The organism is Verrucosispora sp. ts21, assembly GCF_002879555.1.
Taxonomy (GTDB): Bacteria; Actinomycetota; Actinomycetes; order Mycobacteriales; family Micromonosporaceae; genus Micromonospora; species Micromonospora gifhornensis.
Genome location: NZ_PNOZ01000007.1, coordinates 44,395 through 61,521, shown reverse-complemented (window position 1 = coordinate 61,521; position 17,127 = coordinate 44,395). Strand labels below are relative to the sequence as shown.

The following is a 17,127-nucleotide window of genomic DNA, read 5'->3' as shown; positions in this document are numbered from 1 at the left end:
ACGCGGCGTACCGCTCGATCGGGCGTGTGCCGCGCGGGATCACGGCCAGACCGGTGGCGGTGGTCCCACCGGCCGGGGTGCGCGCAGGGGGCATGCATCCCGGCCGGTTCACCCCGCCCGGCCCAGGCTCGTCACCGGTGGGACGTTCTGAATCATGCTCTAGCCGGGACGGTTGCGGGGAGCTAGCGTCTAGGCATGGCGCGGGATTGTCCCGAGCCAGCCGGCCCGCCCGGCCTGCGACCTCGCGCACGGGGCCCGCATCCGCCCCGTGTCCGTCGGGCACCGGAGGAGGCGGACCGCGGGTGGCCGGGTGCCCATCCGCCGGAGCAGGCCTGTGACCACTCGCCGTACGACCGCCGGGGCCGAGCAGAGCCCGGCCGCGACTGCCACGACCCGCCGCACCACTCGGAGCCGCCGCACCGCGGCTACCGCGTCGGCCGACACCAGGGAGCCCCGACCAGCGGGGCAATCCTTCGTCCTGGACACTTCCGTCCTGCTCAGCGACCCGGCGGCGTTCCACCGTTTCGCCGAGCACGAGGTGGTCCTGCCGCTGGTGGTGATCTCCGAACTGGAGGGCAAGCGACACCATCCCGAGTTGGGCTGGTTCGCCCGGAAATCCCTGCGCATGTTGGACGAGCTACGCGTACGTCACGGACGGCTGGACCGTCCGGTGCCCGCCAACGACGACGGTGGCACGCTGCGGGTGGAGCTCAACCACACCGACGACGGGGTGCTGCCACCGGGCTTCCGCAACGAGTCCAACGATGCCCGGATCCTCTCCGTCGCGTTGAACCTCGCCGCCGAAGGGCGGGAGGTGACGCTTGTCAGCAAGGACATGCCGCTGCGGGTCAAGGCCGCCTCGGTCGGGCTACGGGCCGACGAGTACCGGCACGGTCAGGCGAGCGATCCGACCTGGACGGGGATGGCCGAGCTGGATCTGGCCGAGGAGGACATCGCCCGGCTCTACGGCGGGGAGAGCATCGACGCGGACGCCGCTGCCGGCCTGCCGTGTCACACCGGTCTGGTGTTGCACTCCACCCGCGGGTCGGCTCTCGGTCGGGTGCTGCCGGACAAGACCGTCCGGTTGGTCCGTGGTGACCGGGAGGCGTTCGGCGTACACGGCCGCTCCGCCGAGCAGCGGATCGCACTCGACCTGCTGCTCGACGAGTCGATCGGCATCGTCTCGCTCGGTGGCCGGGCCGGCACCGGCAAGTCGGCCCTGGCGCTCTGCGCCGGCCTGGAGGCGGTGATGGAACGCCGCCGACACAAGAAGGTGATCGTCTTCCGCCCGCTGTACGCCGTAGGGGGCCAGGAACTCGGCTACCTGCCGGGCTCCGAGTCGGAGAAGATGTCGCCCTGGGCGCAGGCGGTCTTCGACACGCTCGGCGCGGTGGTGCACGAGAACGTGCTGGAGGAGGTCACCTCACGGGGTCTGCTGGAGGTGCTGCCGCTGACCCACATCCGCGGGCGCAGCCTGCACGACGCCTTCGTCATCGTCGACGAGGCGCAGTCCCTGGAGCGTGGCGTGCTGCTGACGGTGCTCTCCCGGATCGGTCAGGGATCCCGGGTCGTGCTCACCCACGACGTCGCGCAGCGGGACAACCTCCGGGTCGGCCGGCATGACGGCGTCACCGCGGTGATCGAGGCGCTGAAGGGTCATCAGCTCTTCGCGCATGTCACGCTCAGCCGTTCGGAGCGATCTCCGATCGCGGCGATGGTGACCGATCTGCTGGAGGACATCCCGCAATGATGAGCCTTTAGGGCGTGTTCCCACCCATTTTTTGAGTGACGCACGTCACAATTGAGTCTGGTCGTTTCCCATCGGCCTCACTGTGCGCGATGGTGTCCAACGGGCGCCCACGCACCGCGGGCATCAACGGTGGCCGTTCGCCACTCCCGCCAGGGAGCGGACAGCCACCGGACATGACGGCGGTGTGTCTACGGTGACCGGCGAGCCGGTCGCGGGCGCTCGCGGTGCGCTTCGGCCCGGTGGGCCGGTCACTCCGCGTCCCTGACCCCGACGAAGGGATCACCACGTGAGTCGGCTGTGGAGCCGGTTCGCCGCCCGTGGCGTTGCTGTCGTGCTGCTCTCTGGGGGCGTGGCCGGCGGCTTCTACCTCAGCGATGACCGCCAGACGCCGCGCCCGGATCCGGGCGCGCAGGTGGCCGGCAGTGTCACCCAGATCGACGTCGACTACCGGCAGGAGCAGCAGGTCTCCCGCCAGGTGCGGGCCGCTCGCCAGCAGGCCGTCGAGACCCGCAAGCGCGCCCGCGCCGCCGCCGAGAAGGCCCGCAAGGCCGAAGAGGCGGCACGCAAGAAGGCCGCCGAGGAGAAGGCCGCCAAGGAGGCCGCCGCCGCTCGGGCCCGGGCCCTCAAGCCGTACGACGGGCCGATCCCGGAGTCCTGCGCGGAGTACAGCGGAAACCGGAAGACCGGCTGTGCCCTCATGATCGACGCGGGCTTCAAGATCGATCAGTTCCCCTGTCTGGACAAGCTCTGGAACAAGGAGAGCGGCTGGAACCCGCGGGCCCACAACAACTCCTCAGGAGCACACGGCATCCCGCAGGCCCGCCCGGGCAACAAGATGGCCACGGTCGGCTCGGACTGGGAGACCAACCCCGTCACGCAGATCAAGTGGGGACTGGGCTACATCAAGGGTCGCTACGGCACCCCGTGCAGCGCCTGGAACCACTCGCAGAACACCGGCTGGTACTGACCTGTCAGCACATCGGCGGGAACGAGGACAGCCTCCTCGTTCCCGCCGATGCGCGTTGATCGAGCCAGGGGGATGGGGCGTACCACCCGGAGTTGGGCCCGATGCGGATGCATCCGGGCCGCGTCGGACCCAACCGCCGCCCCCGTGGTCGTACTCACTCTGTCTGGCGGGGTGGAGATCCACCAGGCGCTCCCGGCACACGAAGCCTCACATCGTGTGGTGCGTACCGTGCGGCGTTCGGAGGTGTGATCGTGAGCGAAATCGTGGGTCAGGTGCTGCGGCACTGGCGCGGTCGTCTGACGCGCGAGGACATCGGGCTACCGCCCCGGTTGCACCGCCGCCGCAGTGGCGGCCTGACCCAGGAGGACGTCGCCGAGGCGGTGGGGTACGGCCTGCGCGCGTATGTGGACCTCGAACGCGGCAGTCGTGGCCGACCCAGCGCCGACCTGCTGGAGCGGGTCGCGGAGGTGTTGCGCCTGGACGCCGACGAGCGCCGTACGCTGTGGGTGACGGCGACCGGCACGTCCCGGCCGGCGCAGAGCTACGCGACCGATCCCGACGCCGGCCTGACCCAGATGTGCGAGCAGATGGACTGCCCGGCTTACGTCACCGACGCGGCCTGGCAGGTGCTCGCGGCCAACCGCGCTGTCGCCCAGTGGTTCGTCGACTTCGGATCCGTACCCACCGCAGAACGCAACATCGCCAAGTGGATCTTCGGCAACGTGCACGCCCAGCACGTCTTCGTCGATTGGCCGCGCTTCGCGGACGAATTCGTGGCCCGCTTCCGCGCCCTGTACGCGCCGATGGCCGGCAACCCGGGATTCTCGGCACTTCTCGACGATCTGCTCGGCTACCCCGAGTTCGCCGCCCGATGGGCCGCCACCTCGATGATCAGTGTCGACCCGCCCACCGCACGCCGCTTCTTCCGGGAGCCCGGTGCCGACCTCGACGATCCCGGTGTGCCGCTGGACATGGTGATCCTCGCTCCGATGGCACCGGAGGACGGCCGACGCCTCGTCGTGTTCCAGTTTCCGCCCGGCTACACGCCGCCGTCGCCGTCGGTCGACAGCGGGCCTGACAACTGTCCGGTCTGCACGCGACTGCGGGCATGACCCCGGCCCAGCCCGCGGGGGCCTGGCTGGCTGCCGTTCGCCGCAGCGTGGGATTGACCCAGGCCGCCGCTGCGTGCCAGGCAGGGATCACCAGCCGGGCCTGGCAGGCCATCGAGGCCGGTAACCGGTCGTCACCCCGTACTCTCGCCCGGGTTGCCGAGGTGCTCGACCTCGACGCTGCTGCCCGCCGACACCTGGACCGGCTGAACCGGCCGCCGTACGCGGCACCCGCGCCGCCGGACCCCGCCCATCTCTCACAGTTGGTCGCAGGCCTGGCCGTTCCCGCGTGGGTGGTCGACCCGGCATGGGAGGTGTTGGCGGCCAGCCCGGCCGCCCCAACCGTGCCCAACATCGCCTGCTGGGCGATCCAGGCCAACAGCCTGTGGGACGACTGGCCGGCCGTCGCCGGTCAGTTGGTGGCCCGTACGCGGTCGGTGGCTTCGTGGTACGCCGTCCCCGGCCAGGCGGTGCACGACGTTGTCGCGGCGCTGTGCGCGGCGAGCGGTGCCGCGACCGCCGCCTGGTCCGCCGGCCGCGTCGACGACGCACCCCATCACGAACTCGTCGGTCTGGCCGGCACCGCCATCACGTTGCAGTGGGCGTGGCTGGGCACGGACCCGTCAGCCCGGCTGGTGATGGTGACGGATGTCGACGGCCGCCTGCCGCTGCTGTCATCCTGACCTGATGGATCAACTTCCCACCACCAGTCTCGTTCTGGTGCACCCCGGTCCGGGCTGGGACCACTCCCAGCCGTTGGCAGCACAGCGCAATGCGGTAGGCCATTTCGCCTGGATCAGGCGTCAGGTCGACGCCGGCACGGCAGTGGTCGCCGGTCCGATCTGGCGACATGACGAGCGACTGACCGGCGATCTCGTCGGTGCCCTGGTCCTCGCTCTGCCGCCAGGCGAGGCCGCCGATCTGACCGCGACCGATCCGGCCGTCATCGGCGGCCAGCTCACCATGACCACGCACCCGTACCACCAGGTCCAGCCCCGGTGAAAGCACGGGTAGCCGCTGCGGCCGGCTACCCGTGGCGCACGTCCTCACCGTCTCCGGCGGCGCCACCGAGAAGGTGAATGCGCTGCCGGCGTGGATCCGGGGCGACCGAAAGTGGCGGCTACCGGCGTTTGCTGATAGCTGTTGACGGGTGAGCCTGCACCCTGTCAACGGCGACCCGCACCGGTTCGGCACCGAGGCCTTCTACTCGTCAATCGGCCGAGCCTTCGTCGCCATGTGCGCCGTGGTGCCGGTGCTCTTCCTGATCGAGGGCCTCGACCAGTGGCTCGGCGCCGGCTTCGACGCCGCGGCCGGCATCATCCCGCAGCGCATCGAGGGGCTGGACGGTGTCTTCTTCTCACCGTTCCTGCATCACGGCTTCGAGCACCTCTACAGCAACAGCATCCCGCTGATCCTGCTCGGCACCTTCGTACTGGCCGCCGGTGCCCGACGGTTCCTCTGGTCCACGCTGGTGATCGTGCTGGCCAGTGGCCTGGGTGTCTGGTTCACCGGGTCGCCCAACACGATCGTCGTCGGGGCGAGCGGGGTCATCTTCGGCTATCTCGGCATCCTGCTGACCCGCGGCATCTTTGAGCGAAGCTGGTGGAACTTCGCCGTCTTCCTGCTTGTCGGCCTCCTCTACGGCGGCCAACTGGCGCTCGTCCTGCCGACCGACGAGCGGATCTCCTGGCAGGGCCATCTCTTCGGCCTGCTGGGCGGCATCGTGGCGGCGATCATCTTCCGTCGTCGTCGGCCCGAGCTGGACGATCCGTACGGCTCCACGTCGCCGATGACCATGCCCTGAGTCGTACGCCTCAGGACGGTCGTCGGCGGGTGGGCAGCGCGCGGAGCCGGCCGCCAAGCGTGGCCACGGCGACGGCGACCAGGGTGAGCAGCGCACCGAGGACGGTTCTCAGGCTCGGCTGCGACGCGGCCGTCGGAAGCAGCACGTCGAGCAGCACCGCGCCGATGACCTGACCGGCGATGGTCGCCAGCCCGAGCACGAGTACGCCGATGAGGCGGACCACCGACGCGGCGATCGCGATGAACAACACGCCGACCAGCCCGCCCAGGTAGAGCCATGGTTCGGTCGGCAGGTCACCGGAGGGTGCCCCGCGCACCACGACGCTGACGACGAAGGCGATGAGCAGGACAGTCGTCCCGGCGACGAAGTTCACCCCCGTCGCGGTCAACGTGCTGCCGGAGACCACCCGGACCCAACCGTTGACCGCCTGCTGCCAGGCGACCGCGATCCCGGCGACCAGTGGCAGCAGGGTCAGCCCGAGCGCGGCCGGCTCCAGTCCCCGGCCACCGACGGCCAGCAGCACCGCCGCCACGGTCAGCAGCGCGCCGGCCAGCCGGGCGCCGGTCACCGGCTGGCGTCCGCCCGGGCCGACACCCGCCCGGTCGACCACGAGGCTGCTCGCCGACTGGCCGGCGACCACCGCCACCGTGAACACGGCCACGCCGAGGGTGCCGACGGTGGCTCCCTGCGTGAACACCAGCAGCGCGCCACACGCCCCGCCGATGCACTGCCACGGGCGGATGGTGCCTGCGCCCAGGGCGGCGCGCAGCGCGCTGAGCCCCTGCCGCCCGCTACGGGTGGCGGGCACCAGCACCAACAGCAGCAGCAGACCCACCCCGAAGGAGATGGTCGCCGCGGCGAGGCCGTCGTCGAGGCGTACGCCCAGCTCGCCGTTGATGCGCGACTGGACGGCCACCGCCATGCCGGCGACGGCCGCCAGTGCCACCGCGCCGGCCCGGCGTCCCGCCGACCTCGCCGTCCGGGGCGCCGTGCCGGCCACGCTCACGCCGCCGCCCCGCTCCGCCCGCCAGCGGTACGAAACGGCCGGCCACCGCGCCTGAAGGTCCGCTCGCCGTACCCGCTCACGCCTGCTCGGCCAGCGGCCGGCCGTCGAAGTCGACAGCCGAGTAGAGCGCCAGCTTCTCCAACCGGTGGTACGAGTCGATCACCCGGATCGTGCCGCTCTTCGAGCGCATGACGATCGACTGGGTGTACGCCCCGCCGGCCCGGTAGCGCACCCCGCGCAGCAGGTCGCCGGAGGTGACGCCGGTGGCCACGAAGAAGCAGTTGTCGCCGGTGACCAGGTCGTCGGTGGTGAGCACCCGGTCCAGGTCGTGCCCGGCAGCCAGCGCCTTCTCCCGTTCGGCCTCGTCCTGGGGCCAGAGCTTGGCCTGCATCATCCCGCCCATGCACTTCAGCGCGCAGGCGGCGGTGATCCCCTCGGGGGTGCCGCCGATGCCCATCAGGACGTCGACGTCGGACTCCCCGCGGGCGGCGGCGATGGCACCGGCGATGTCGCCGTCGGAGATGAAGCGGATGCCGGCACCCGCCCGGCGGATGTCGTCGACCAGGCCGTCGTGGCGGGGCCGGTCGAGCACACAGACCGTCACCTCGGAGACGCTGGTGCCCTTGACCTTGGCGATCCGGCGCAGGTTCTCGGCGACACCGGCGTTGATGTCGACGACGTCGGCGTAGGCCGGCCCGACGGCGAGCTTCTCCATGTAGAAGACCGCACTCGGGTCGAACATCGCACCCCGCTCGGCGACGGCGAGCACCGCCAGGGCGTTCGGCATCCCCTTGCTCATCAGCGTGGTGCCGTCGATCGGGTCGACCGCGACGTCCACCTCGGGTCCGGTGCCGTCACCTACCTCTTCCCCGTTGAAGAGCATCGGCGCGTTGTCCTTCTCGCCTTCGCCGATCACCACGATCCCGCGCATCGGAATCGAGTTGATCAGCTTGCGCATCGCGTCGACGGCGGCGCCGTCGCCGCCCTCCTTGTCGCCCCGACCGACCCACCGGCCGGCAGCCATCGCTGCGGCCTCGGTGACCCGGACGAGGTCGAGAGCAAGGTTGCGGTCGAGATCTTGTGGGGTACGGGTCCTGGTGGTCGTCATCTGAACGGCTCCTCCTCGCGGCGGTGCGGGGTTGACCGGGCCGACGGTGGGCAGCTGCCGGCTTCGTTCCTGATCCTCACACGATGGCGGACGCGGAGCCGGGGCGGGGCGGTGATGGGCCGGATACCGCCGGTCGGGCAACTGCCAGAATGGCGGGGTGGAACCCGCACAGCATGCCGACCGCGAACCCGCAGACCAGACCCCGGGTGAGGACCGGCCGACCGCCGATCGCAGCGGTGGCCCGGGCACCGGACAGCCCTTGCCGGGCCCGTCTGCGGGTGCCGCGAAGCCGGCCTCCACCCGCTCGCCGCGTGACATGGCGATTTCGCTGCTGGTGCTGCTGGTGCCGATCGCCCTGCTGCTCGCCTTCTACCGGGGTTTCCTCGGCGGTGACCAGCCGACCTCCGTCGACCCGGCCCCCGCTTTCGAGCAGGCGCGGGCGGCCGCGGAGTTCCCGGTGAGCGAGCCGGCCGGGCTGGGCGACGGCTGGCGGACGGTGCGGGCCTCGTACCGCGCGGTCGAGGGCGGGGCCACTCTCCGGGTGGGATATGTCACTCCGGAAGGGCGCGGCCTGCAGTTGGTGCAGAGCAACGTGCCGCCGGAGCAGTTGCTGCCCACCGAGCTCACCGAACGGGGACAGCCGCAGGGGCAGGCCGATCTCGGTGGCGGCACCTGGCAGCGGTACACCGCGCGGGGCAACGAGCAGGCACTGGTGCTGCTCCAGCCGGAGCGGACCGTGATCGTGATCGGCGACGCCCGGGACAACGAGCTGCGGGAGATGGCCCGCGCCGTGGGCTGATTTCAGGGTCCCCGAAATGTCCCTCCGATCCGTTACGCTCCCGGACGGTCGTTTGTCGGACGGATCTGACCCGTCCGGTTTTCCCGATTTTGAGAAGAGATTGTCTGTGAATATTCGACGCTGGAGCGTGGGCGTTGTCGCTGCCGCGCTGCTCGTTCCCGGCGTGGCCGCCTGCAACTCCGGCGCCACCGACTCGCCCACCGCGTCGGGCTCCTCCGCTCCCGCCATCCCGAAGGACCCGAAGGAGGCGCTTGTCGCCTCCACCAAGGGGCTGGCCGAGGGCAACTTCTCCTTCACCGTCGCCTCCGAGTCGATCAACGGCAGTGGCAGCATCCACAAGCCGAGCAACAGCGCTCAGATGGCCATGACGGCCGGTGACGAGACCTTCACCATGGAGTTCGACGTCATCCAGATCGACTCCGAGACCTGGGTGAAGATGGATCTGGGTGACCTGCTCGCCGGGCTGCCCGGCATGGCGGAGATGAAGGACAAGTACCAGTACATCGACGCCGCCAAGGCCGGCGACGCCAAGAACCTCGACATGCTCAAGGACGGCAGCGATCCGGCAAACGCCGCCGAGATGTTCAAGGGGCTGTCGGACGTGCAGGAGACCGGGCCGGGCACGTACAGCGGCAAGGTCGACATGACCGCGGCGACGGACTCGGTCGCCGCCGACGAGGACATGATCAAGGCGCTGGGCGACCAGGCCAAGCAGATCCCGTTCACCGCGAAGCTCGACGACCAGGGTCGGCTGATCGAGCTGGTCATCTCCGTCCCCGCCGCCGGTGAGACCAAGGCGCAGGACGTCACGATCAAGTACGCCGACTACGGCGCGGCCAAGGCCGTCCAGAAGCCGCCGGCGGACCAGGTCGTCGAGGCCAACGAGCAGACGTACGAGATGTTCAAGTAGGTCTGACCGGTCATCACCCGAACGGGGGCGGATTCGTTCCGCCCCCGTTCGGCGTTTCCGCCCACCGTCGGGTGACGGCAGCCGAGGTGATTGCCTGACCGCCCGGCAGGGAACAGAGGAAGACAGCCGCCGGCGCGCGAGATGCGTCGGGTGACCCTGCTGGGAGACACCGATGACCGTACGACGACTGAGCGCCGGCCTGATGGCCGCCGCGTTGCTTACGCCCGGAGTCGCCGCCTGCACCGGCGACAGCACGGCCGGGCCCACCGGTACGCCGTCCGCCACCGCGAGCGCGAGCGCGAGCGGGGCGGCGGGTGACGCCGAGGCGAAGCAGGCGTTGCTGGACTCGACCCGGGAGATCAGCAACGGCAACTTCCGGTTCCGCATGTCAGGTGTCGGCTCCACCGCCGAGGGGCAGGTGCACCAGCCGAGCCAGAGCGCCCAGATGCGGGTGAACATCGGCGAACCGACCGACGACCTCGCGATGACCCTCGACCTGATCCACGCCAAGCCGGACAGCTGGGTCAAGCTGGATCTTCAGGGCGCGGCCGCGTCCAGCGTGCCGGGGCGGGACAAGCTCAGCCTCGGCAAGTACCAGCACCTCGACCAGACCCGCATCCAGGGCAACCGCAGCCTCGGCTTCGACTTCGAGAAGGTCGACCCGGCCGGCAGCGCGGTGCTCACCCAGGCCGTCACCGAGGTACGCCGTACCGGCGACGGGGCGTACGCCGGCACCATCGACCTGTCGAAGGCCGCCGAGGCGGGATCGCTCGACCAGAGCATGATCACGGCGCTCGGCGCGCAGGCGAACTCGGTGCCGTTCACCGCCACCACCGACGCCCAGGGTCGACTCACCGAGCTGGTCCTCCAGGTTCCCGGCACTGGTGAAACGGCGGCCCAGGAGATCCGGGTGACGTACAGCGACTACGGCAACGCGACCGCCGCTCAGCAGCCTCCGGCCGACCAGGTCGTCGAGGCTCCGCCGGAGCTGTACAACCTGTTCAACTGAGCGAAGCGGGATCGCGCGGCGGGGGTCAGGTGCCCCCGCCGCGTCATGCGTGGAGGCCGAGCGCCCCCGCCGCGTCGTGTGTGTGAGGCGCTCAGCCGGTGGGGTCCTGCCGGGTGGCGTCGATGCGGGCGCGGGCCCCGTCGAGCCAACGCTGGCAGATCACCGCGAGTTCCTCGCCCCGCTCCCAGAGCGCCAGCGACTCCTCCAGCGACGTGCCGCCGGCCTCCAGCCGTTCCACCACCGACGCGAGTTCGGAGCGGGCCTGTTCGTAGTTGAGCGGTACGTCCTTCGTCTGCTCGCTCATCGGAGCATCTCCTTGACCGTGGCCGACACCGTCGGCTTCCTGACCCGCGGTGCCTCTGTCGGTGATCACCGAGAGAGCGTCTGGGAGCCTACGGGGCGCTGACCGGGAACGGCGCCCGACTCGTCCGTCGGATTCGTTTCCCCGCCGGGCTGCGCGTCGTCGCCGCGCTCGCGCCCGATGAACGGCACGAGGCACGCGATCGCCACGGCCAGGACAAGCCGGGCGTTACCCCACACCACGCCGCCCGGCAGCCCGGCGCCGATCGAGGTCACCGGTGCGATCATCACGATCGCCACCAGCACGGCCCACGCCCGACGCTTCCAGACCGCGACACTGATCGGCAGGACGGCGGCCAGCACCAGCCAGACCTGGTGATGGGTCCAGGAGACCGGAGAGAAGACCAGACCTGCGGCACCGACGATCAGCGTCGCGGCCAGCAGGTTCTCCCGCCGGGACAGTCGGGTGGCCCGCACCAGGGCGATCAGGACGATGACGCCGCCGAGCAGCAGGACGGTGCCGGACCGGATGGAGTCGGGCAGGTCCAGCCGGAGCAGCGCCCCGTTGAGTGACTGGTTCCCGCCGGTGGCGATGTTGCCGACCCGCTCGACGTCCAGCAGTTCCTTCGTCCAGTAGCGCACCGACTCGTCGAACAGGACCAGCCAGCCGAGCAGGGTGGCGGCCACGAACGTGCCGAGCGCCTTCACGGCGGCCGCGCGTTGTCCGGCCAGCCAGAGGTACGGGATGAAGATCAGTGGTGTCAGCTTCAGCGCGGCGGCCAGCCCGGTGGCCACCCCCCGGTAGCGCTCGGGGACCACCTTCAACGCGTCGACCAGCACGAACAGGACCAGGAAGACGCTGATCTGCCCGAATCGCAGGTTGCTGCTGATGGGCGCGGAGAGGAAGAGGAGCAGGGCGACGGCCGGCATGGCCACGTCCCTGCGGATCCGCCAGGTGCGGGCGGCGGCGCCTGCCGTGATCCTTGCGATGGCCACGACCGCGGCAACCGTGAGGATCGTCCACCCCACCATCACCGCCGTGGTGTTCAGGTGGCCGAGTGGCAGGAAGACGAGCCCGGCAAGCGGCGGGTAGGTGAAGGGGGCACCGGTGCCGGCTGCGGCGAAATCGTAGAGGCTGCCGCCCGCCGACCAGGTCCTGACACCGCCGATGTAGACCTGAAGGTCGCTGAGCCGGTCGGCCCAGGGTCGGCTGAGGCCCGCCCACGCCTGTGCGGCCGCCGCGACGCAGACTGCCACCCACATCAGCGGTACGAGAATTCGACCGAAGCCCGCGGCCGGCCCGCCGGAGAGCTTGGCCATTCTGTCGAGCACAGCAACTCCCTTCGGTGGGTGGGGCCTGGGCGCGGGGCGGGTCAGGAAGCGGCGGACTGTTTCGGCTCGCTGTGCTCTCTCTGGTCGGCGGCGGCACCGTCGTCCGGCGTGGGTGTGGGGGTCGTGGCGCGTTGCCGCAGCCGTCGCCGTCGCCACCACCGCTCGCCGAAGCTGACGATCGCGAAGGTGCCCAGCACGTACGCCCAGCCGATCAGCACGTCGATGACGTAGTGCTCGCCCGAGTAGACGAGGGTGAACGTCATCGCCAGGGGATAGAGCAGCAGGATGGCGACGTAGCGCTTGCGGATGCGCCCGACGAAGAAGAGCACCACGAACAGGGCGAACGCGGTGTGCAGCGAGGGGATGGCCGCCACCGGGTTCGAGGCGAGCTGGCCCAGCCGGATGAGACTGAACGCGCCGTGCATGCCGAACTCGGCCCCGCCGCGCAGGCTCAGGCGCTCCACCGGCTCCAGGTATCCGTGGACCGCCGCCCACCAGGGGGGCGCGGCCGGGTACAGGAAGTACGTGATCAAGCCGGCGAGGCTGAGCACGAACCACCGCCGCATGAACGCCGCCCACCGAGGTCGTGCGGTGAGCCAGAGCGCGATGGCGACACCGAGCGCGACCACGAAGTGCGAGAAGTACACGTACGAGACGAGCACCTCCCACCACTGGACCCGGCTCGGGTCGTACAGCTCCTGCTGCAGCCAGACCGTCGGGACCTTGCCGTCGGTCAGCCACCCGAACATCCGCAGGTCAGCGTTGATGAGTTCGGTGACGTGCGGCTCCCGGATGTTGTCCGCGAAACCACGGGAGAGGTTGTAGACGGTGAGCAGGGCGATCACCGGCAGCCAGTCCCGCGCGAAGGCCAGGTGCGACCGTACGGGCTGGTCGATGCGCCAGGCCACCGCGAGCGCCCACAACCAGAGGAAGGCGTACCCCGGATCGGTCGGCAGGCCGAACGCGAGACAGGCGGCCACCAGCAGGACGGCCCACGCCGCGACCGCACGACTGCGGGTGACGGTGATCCGTCGACGCGGGCGGCGAGGTTCGTCACCGTGCCCCGTCGAGGTACCCGCTGCCTCCGCCTCCGTGGTGTCGTACGGCTGGTTGGTCATGGGGACGAAGCTTAGCTACTTCGCGCGGTCTGCTCGGTCATGGGCCGTTGGCGTCGGGACCCGAGGTCGGGCTGCACAGCCGGGCGTCGCGGGCCGCCGTCAGGAGCCGTTCACCGTCACGGCGAGGTCACCCTCGGCGAGGCGTACGCGCAGGGGGTCGCCCTTCGCCACCTCGTCCGACGCGCGTACGACGTGACCGTCGGCGCGCTGCACGATGGCGTACCCGCGGTCGAGGGTGGCGGCGGGGGAGAGCGCCCGCAGTCGGGCCAGGGTGTGCCGCAGGTCGTCGTCGGCGGCGGCGAGTCGGTGGCGCAGGTTACGTTCGGCGCGCTGGCGCAGGGCGGCCAGATCGGCGGCCCGCTGCTCGACCATCACCTGCGGGCGGGCCAGCACCGGCCGGGACCGGAGCGCGTCGATGCGGTGGGTCTCCCGGTCGACGAGGTTGTGTACCGCCCGGTGCAGCCGGTGGCGGGCCTGGTTGATCAGCCGGATCTCCTCGGCCAGGTCGGGTACCACCCGCTTGGCGGCGTCGGTGGGCGTCGAGGCGCGTACGTCGGCCACGTAGTCGACAAGCGGCGCGTCCGTCTCGTGGCCGATCGCGCTGACCACCGGCGTGCGGCAGGCGTGCACGGCGCGGCACAACGCTTCGTCGGAGAAGGGCAGCAGGTCCTCGATGCCGCCGCCACCCCGAGCCAGGATGATCACGTCGACGCTCGGGTCGCTGTCCAGCACCTTGAGCGCGTCGATGATCTGCGGCACGGCGCCGGGCCCCTGCACGGCGACGTTCACGGTGCGGAACTCCACGGCCGGCCAGCGGCGGCGGGCGTTGGTGAGCACGTCCCGCTCGGCGGCGCTGGCCCGGCCGGTGATCAGCCCGACGCGCTGCGGCAGGAACGGAGGGCGACGCTTGCGGGCCCGGTCGAACAACCCCTCGGCGGCGAGCAGCTTCTTGAGCTTCTCCAGCCGGGCCAGCAGCTCGCCGAGGCCCACCTGCCGGATCTCGTCGGCCCGCAGGCTCAGGGTGCCCCGGGCGGCGTAGAACTCCGGTTTGGCGTGCACCACGATCCGGGCGCCCTCACGCAGCTCGGGGGCACCGGAGTCGAGCACGTCGCGGTTGGTCGTGACGGTGAGGCTCAACTCGGCCGACGGGTCACGCAGAGTCAGGAAGACCGTGCTGGCACCGGGTCGCCGGCTGATCTGCGCCACCTGCCCGTCGACCCACACCCAACCCAGCCGAGCGACCCAGGCGCCGATCTTCTGGCTCACCACCCGCACCGGCCACGGCTCTTCCGAACTGCTCGCCGCCACCCCACCGTCCCCCACCCCCTCACCCTAGTTCCCCCACCCCTCACTCCCGCTCCACCCGTCCCGGTCGATCGTGAGGTCGATGGCCGTTCGAAGATCGACAACCGCCGCCAAGCTCATGATCAACAGGTCGGGGGCGGGGGAGAGCAGGGACGCGTAGGATGGGTGGGTGACTGAGGCTGGGACCGGTAAGCGCGTGCTTTTGGCCAAGCCCCGCGGTTACTGCGCGGGCGTCGACCGGGCGGTGCAGACCGTCGAGGAGGCACTCAAGCTCTACGGTGCGCCGATCTACGTGCGTAAGCAGATCGTGCACAACAAGCACGTGGTGCGGACGCTGGAGGCCAAGGGCGCGATCTTCGTGGAGGAGAACGAGGAGGTGCCCGAGGGCGCCACCGTGATCTTCTCGGCCCACGGCGTGGCACCCGAGGTCTACGAGCAGGCGAAGGAGCGGTCGCTCAAGGCCATCGACGCGACCTGCCCGCTGGTGACCAAGGTGCACCAGGAGGCGAAGCGGTTCGCCGCCGAGGACTACGACATCCTGCTCATCGGTCACGAGGGCCACGAAGAGGTCATCGGCACCGCCGGCGAGGCCCCACAGCACATCCAACTGGTGGACGGTCCGGAGGACGCCGACCGGATCACCGTGCGCGACCCGAACAAGGTCGTCTGGCTGTCGCAGACCACCCTGTCGGTGGACGAGACGATGGAGACGGTGGCCCGGCTCAAGAAGCGGCTGCCGATGCTCCAGTCGCCGCCCAGCGACGACATCTGCTACGCGACGAGCAACCGCCAGCACGTGGTCAAGGAGATCGCCGCCGAGTGTGACGTGGTGATCGTGGTCGGCTCGCGCAACTCGTCGAACTCCGTACGCCTCGTCGAGGTGGCCCTGGACGCGGGCGCCCGCGCCGGGCACCTGGTCGACTTCGCCCACGAGATCGACGACGCCTGGCTGGTCGGCGCGCAGACGGTGGGTCTGACCTCGGGAGCCAGCGTTCCCGACGAGTTGGTCCAGGAGGTGCTGACCCATCTCGCCGAGCGCGGCTACACCGACGTGGAGGAGGTGGTGACCGCCAACGAGCGACTCACCTTCTCGCTGCCGCAGGAACTCAAGCGCGACATGAAGGCCGCCGCGGCGGCCCGCAGCTGAGCGGACCGACCCGAGATGATGGAACGAAACGCCCCGCTACCGCGTCAGAGTCAGGCATGAGGACCCTTCGGATCGCCGCCGCGGCGCTGATCGTCTGCACCGCGCTCGTCGCCTGCGCCGGTCAGGACGCCGGGGACGGCTCCGCCGCCCCGACGGGAGCGCCATCCGTGACCGATCTGCCCACCCCGGACCCGACCGGCGCGGTACCCCCGCCCGTCGACCCGGTGGACCCGACCGCCCCACTCACCAAGCCCGGCAAGCAGCCGGGCGGCCAGCCGCAGCCGACGTCCACAAGCGAGATGACCCTGACCGGTCGGGTCGAGTCCGGCGTCGAGCCAGGTTGCCTGCTGCTCGACGGCTATCTGCTGCTGGGCGGCCCGCGCGAGGTGCTCACCGCCGGCGCGTCGGTGACGGTGACCGGTCGACCCGCACCCGGCCTGATGACCACCTGCCAGCAGGGCACCCCGTTCCAGGTGGCGTCCGCCAAGCGCGCCTGAGGTAGCCGCCCGGCGACTGCCGGGCGGCCTCACTGTCGTGGTCGGACGGCAGGATGCATTGATGCGTTCACGATCACTGCTCCTGCCGTTGGCGGGGCTTCTGGCCGCCGTACACGTGGTTGGCGTGCTCACGGCCGCACCGATCCTGCGCTACGCCGAGGTCCTCGCGGTGGCCGTGCTTCTGGCGTACGCGCTGCTTGCCGGGTTGCCGTCGCCGCGCTGGGTGGTGCCGGTCGGGCTGATCGTGGTGGCCGTCGACGCATGGTGGACGATGCCCGTCGATCCTGCCGAAGGCGGCTACCGGTGGCAGGTCCTTGAGCCCGGTCCGCCTCCCGAGTTCACCGACGGACTGTGGACCGGGCTCGCGCTGACCTGGGCAGCACTGTTCTTCGTGCTGCTACTGGCCGTCGTAAGTTGGCCGCAGACCGACCGCCGCCCGAGCGGACGGCTGTCGGTCGGGGCCCTGCTGGCCGCCGCGGCAGTGGTGGGGTACGTGGTGTTCCGGTTGGCGGGCTACCACGGCGGGCAGCCTCGCGTGGCTGCCGTCGCGGTGCTCGCGCCACTCGCGCTTGCGCTCGCCGCCGTCCTGCTCGCTGCGCTGCTCGTTCGTCGGGGCCATCGGTTGGCCGCCGGTGGTGCGGTTCTGTTGCTGGTGGCCGCGCTGTTCCAGTTCGATGCGGCTCTCGCCCCGTACACCCTGCTGCCGCTGTCCCCAAACCGGGGGACGTTGTTAACCGGCGCCATGGCCGGTCCGGCCCTGGTCACGATGCCGGCTCTGACCGCCGCCGCCGAGCTGGCGGGCTACCTGCTGCTCGTGGCCGGACTCCGCGCCAGGCGTACGGAACGGTCGAGGGGGCAACCGGGGCCCGCTGCCGGGTAGGTCGGCGGCCGGGGAGGAAGTCCGCAGCGGGTCAGGTTCGAGGGTGAACGGGCGGGAGCCCGCCTCCGGTAGATCCGGAGGCGGGC

18 protein-coding genes are annotated in these 17,127 nt (G+C 70.8%); 12 read left to right on the top strand and 6 right to left on the bottom strand.

The window, feature by feature from the left end; all coding sequences use genetic code 11:
* Nucleotides 1–334 precede the first annotated feature (334 nt).
* From phoH2 to C1A38_RS04510, 6 genes are all read left to right on the top strand, one after another.
* On the top strand, nucleotides 335–1,750 hold the full coding sequence (gene phoH2, locus C1A38_RS04535; protein ID WP_102656567.1) for an RNA 5'-3' helicase PhoH2: 1,416 nt from the start codon (nucleotides 335–337) through the stop codon (nucleotides 1,748–1,750).
* 286 nt (nucleotides 1,751–2,036) lie between these two features.
* Nucleotides 2,037–2,717, top strand: a complete 681-nt coding sequence (locus C1A38_RS04530; protein WP_102656566.1) for an aggregation-promoting factor C-terminal-like domain-containing protein — start codon at nucleotides 2,037–2,039, stop codon at nucleotides 2,715–2,717.
* Between the two features lie 251 nt (nucleotides 2,718–2,968).
* Nucleotides 2,969–3,829 (top strand): helix-turn-helix transcriptional regulator, encoded by an 861-nt coding sequence (locus tag C1A38_RS04525; RefSeq protein ID WP_233196618.1) that lies wholly within the window; start codon nucleotides 2,969–2,971, stop codon nucleotides 3,827–3,829.
* A complete protein-coding gene (locus tag C1A38_RS04520) occupies nucleotides 3,826–4,509 on the top strand; it encodes a helix-turn-helix domain-containing protein (protein ID WP_102656565.1) in 684 nt (227 codons plus the stop codon). The genes C1A38_RS04525 and C1A38_RS04520 overlap by 4 nt, the downstream gene beginning before the upstream one ends.
* A 4-nt stretch (nucleotides 4,510–4,513) precedes the next feature.
* Nucleotides 4,514–4,828 carry a YciI family protein gene (locus C1A38_RS04515; protein ID WP_102656564.1) on the top strand — a complete coding sequence of 105 codons (315 nt, stop codon included), beginning with the start codon at nucleotides 4,514–4,516 and terminating at the stop codon, nucleotides 4,826–4,828.
* A gap of 148 nt (nucleotides 4,829–4,976) precedes the next feature.
* Nucleotides 4,977–5,630 (top strand): rhomboid family intramembrane serine protease, encoded by a 654-nt coding sequence (locus C1A38_RS04510; protein ID WP_013731593.1) that lies wholly within the window; start codon nucleotides 4,977–4,979, stop codon nucleotides 5,628–5,630.
* A 10-nt stretch (nucleotides 5,631–5,640) separates the two neighbouring features.
* On the opposite strand, the gene C1A38_RS04505 is transcribed toward C1A38_RS04510, so the two are convergent.
* Together C1A38_RS04505 and glpX are read right to left on the bottom strand one after the other, a co-directional pair.
* Nucleotides 5,641–6,630, bottom strand: coding sequence for a DMT family transporter (locus C1A38_RS04505; protein ID WP_502696917.1), 990 nt, complete (start codon nucleotides 6,628–6,630; stop codon nucleotides 5,641–5,643).
* Nucleotides 6,631–6,712: 82 nt separating this feature from the next.
* A complete protein-coding gene (glpX, locus tag C1A38_RS04500) occupies nucleotides 6,713–7,744 on the bottom strand; it encodes a class II fructose-bisphosphatase (RefSeq protein WP_102656562.1) in 1,032 nt (343 codons plus the stop codon).
* Nucleotides 7,745–7,901: 157 nt separating this feature from the next.
* On the opposite strand from glpX, the gene C1A38_RS04495 reads away from it, so the two are divergent.
* The 3 genes from C1A38_RS04495 to C1A38_RS04485 all read left to right on the top strand — a co-directional run bounded on the left by C1A38_RS04495 (nucleotide 7,902) and on the right by C1A38_RS04485 (nucleotide 10,462).
* Nucleotides 7,902–8,543, top strand: a complete 642-nt coding sequence (locus C1A38_RS04495) for a DUF4245 domain-containing protein (RefSeq protein WP_102656561.1) — start codon at nucleotides 7,902–7,904, stop codon at nucleotides 8,541–8,543.
* A gap of 106 nt (nucleotides 8,544–8,649) precedes the next feature.
* The gene (locus C1A38_RS04490) at nucleotides 8,650–9,453 is read left to right on the top strand and encodes a hypothetical protein (protein ID WP_233196617.1); all 804 of its coding nucleotides are present in this window, start codon (nucleotides 8,650–8,652) and stop codon (nucleotides 9,451–9,453) included.
* 172 nt (nucleotides 9,454–9,625) lie between these two features.
* A complete protein-coding gene (locus C1A38_RS04485; protein WP_102656559.1) occupies nucleotides 9,626–10,462 on the top strand; it encodes a hypothetical protein in 837 nt (278 codons plus the stop codon).
* 91 nt (nucleotides 10,463–10,553) lie between these two features.
* On the opposite strand, the gene C1A38_RS04480 is transcribed toward C1A38_RS04485, so the two are convergent.
* From C1A38_RS04480 to xseA, 4 genes are all read right to left on the bottom strand, one after another.
* Nucleotides 10,554–10,766 (bottom strand): exodeoxyribonuclease VII small subunit, encoded by a 213-nt coding sequence (locus tag C1A38_RS04480; RefSeq protein ID WP_102656558.1) that lies wholly within the window; start codon nucleotides 10,764–10,766, stop codon nucleotides 10,554–10,556.
* A gap of 65 nt (nucleotides 10,767–10,831) precedes the next feature.
* Nucleotides 10,832–12,094 (bottom strand): glycosyltransferase 87 family protein, encoded by a 1,263-nt coding sequence (locus C1A38_RS04475; RefSeq protein WP_146017426.1) that lies wholly within the window; start codon nucleotides 12,092–12,094, stop codon nucleotides 10,832–10,834.
* 41 nt (nucleotides 12,095–12,135) lie between these two features.
* On the bottom strand, nucleotides 12,136–13,212 hold the full coding sequence (locus tag C1A38_RS04470; protein ID WP_102656556.1) for a phosphatase PAP2 family protein: 1,077 nt from the start codon (nucleotides 13,210–13,212) through the stop codon (nucleotides 12,136–12,138).
* Between the two features lie 99 nt (nucleotides 13,213–13,311).
* Nucleotides 13,312–14,535 (bottom strand): exodeoxyribonuclease VII large subunit, encoded by a 1,224-nt coding sequence (xseA, locus tag C1A38_RS04465; protein WP_102656555.1) that lies wholly within the window; start codon nucleotides 14,533–14,535, stop codon nucleotides 13,312–13,314.
* Nucleotides 14,536–14,686: 151 nt separating this feature from the next.
* Here xseA and C1A38_RS04460 point away from each other — a divergent pair, with 151 nt between their 5' ends.
* The 3 genes from C1A38_RS04460 to C1A38_RS04450 all read left to right on the top strand — a co-directional run bounded on the left by C1A38_RS04460 (nucleotide 14,687) and on the right by C1A38_RS04450 (nucleotide 17,041).
* On the top strand, nucleotides 14,687–15,664 hold the full coding sequence (locus tag C1A38_RS04460; protein WP_102656554.1) for a 4-hydroxy-3-methylbut-2-enyl diphosphate reductase: 978 nt from the start codon (nucleotides 14,687–14,689) through the stop codon (nucleotides 15,662–15,664).
* 56 nt (nucleotides 15,665–15,720) lie between these two features.
* A complete protein-coding gene (locus tag C1A38_RS04455) occupies nucleotides 15,721–16,161 on the top strand; it encodes a hypothetical protein (protein WP_102656553.1) in 441 nt (146 codons plus the stop codon).
* A gap of 61 nt (nucleotides 16,162–16,222) precedes the next feature.
* Nucleotides 16,223–17,041 (top strand): hypothetical protein, encoded by an 819-nt coding sequence (locus C1A38_RS04450; RefSeq protein WP_102656552.1) that lies wholly within the window; start codon nucleotides 16,223–16,225, stop codon nucleotides 17,039–17,041.
* Nucleotides 17,042–17,127 lie beyond the last annotated feature (86 nt).

Excerpts from the sequence above, each read along its gene's own strand:
- C1A38_RS04520 (WP_102656565.1), top strand. The coding sequence starts at position 3,826 with ATGACCCCGGCCCAGCCCGCGGGGGCCTGGCTGGCTGCCGTTCGCCGC.
- C1A38_RS04485 (WP_102656559.1), top strand. The coding sequence starts at position 9,626 with ATGACCGTACGACGACTGAGCGCCGGCCTGATGGCCGCCGCGTTGCTT.
- C1A38_RS04450 (WP_102656552.1), top strand. The coding sequence starts at position 16,223 with ATGCGTTCACGATCACTGCTCCTGCCGTTGGCGGGGCTTCTGGCCGCC.
- glpX (WP_102656562.1), bottom strand. The coding sequence starts at position 7,744 with ATGACGACCACCAGGACCCGTACCCCACAAGATCTCGACCGCAACCTT.
- C1A38_RS04470 (WP_102656556.1), bottom strand. The coding sequence starts at position 13,212 with ATGACCAACCAGCCGTACGACACCACGGAGGCGGAGGCAGCGGGTACC.
- C1A38_RS04480 (WP_102656558.1), bottom strand. The coding sequence starts at position 10,766 with ATGAGCGAGCAGACGAAGGACGTACCGCTCAACTACGAACAGGCCCGC.
- C1A38_RS04515 (WP_102656564.1), top strand. The coding sequence starts at position 4,514 with ATGGATCAACTTCCCACCACCAGTCTCGTTCTGGTGCACCCCGGTCCG.
- C1A38_RS04455 (WP_102656553.1), top strand. The coding sequence starts at position 15,721 with ATGAGGACCCTTCGGATCGCCGCCGCGGCGCTGATCGTCTGCACCGCG.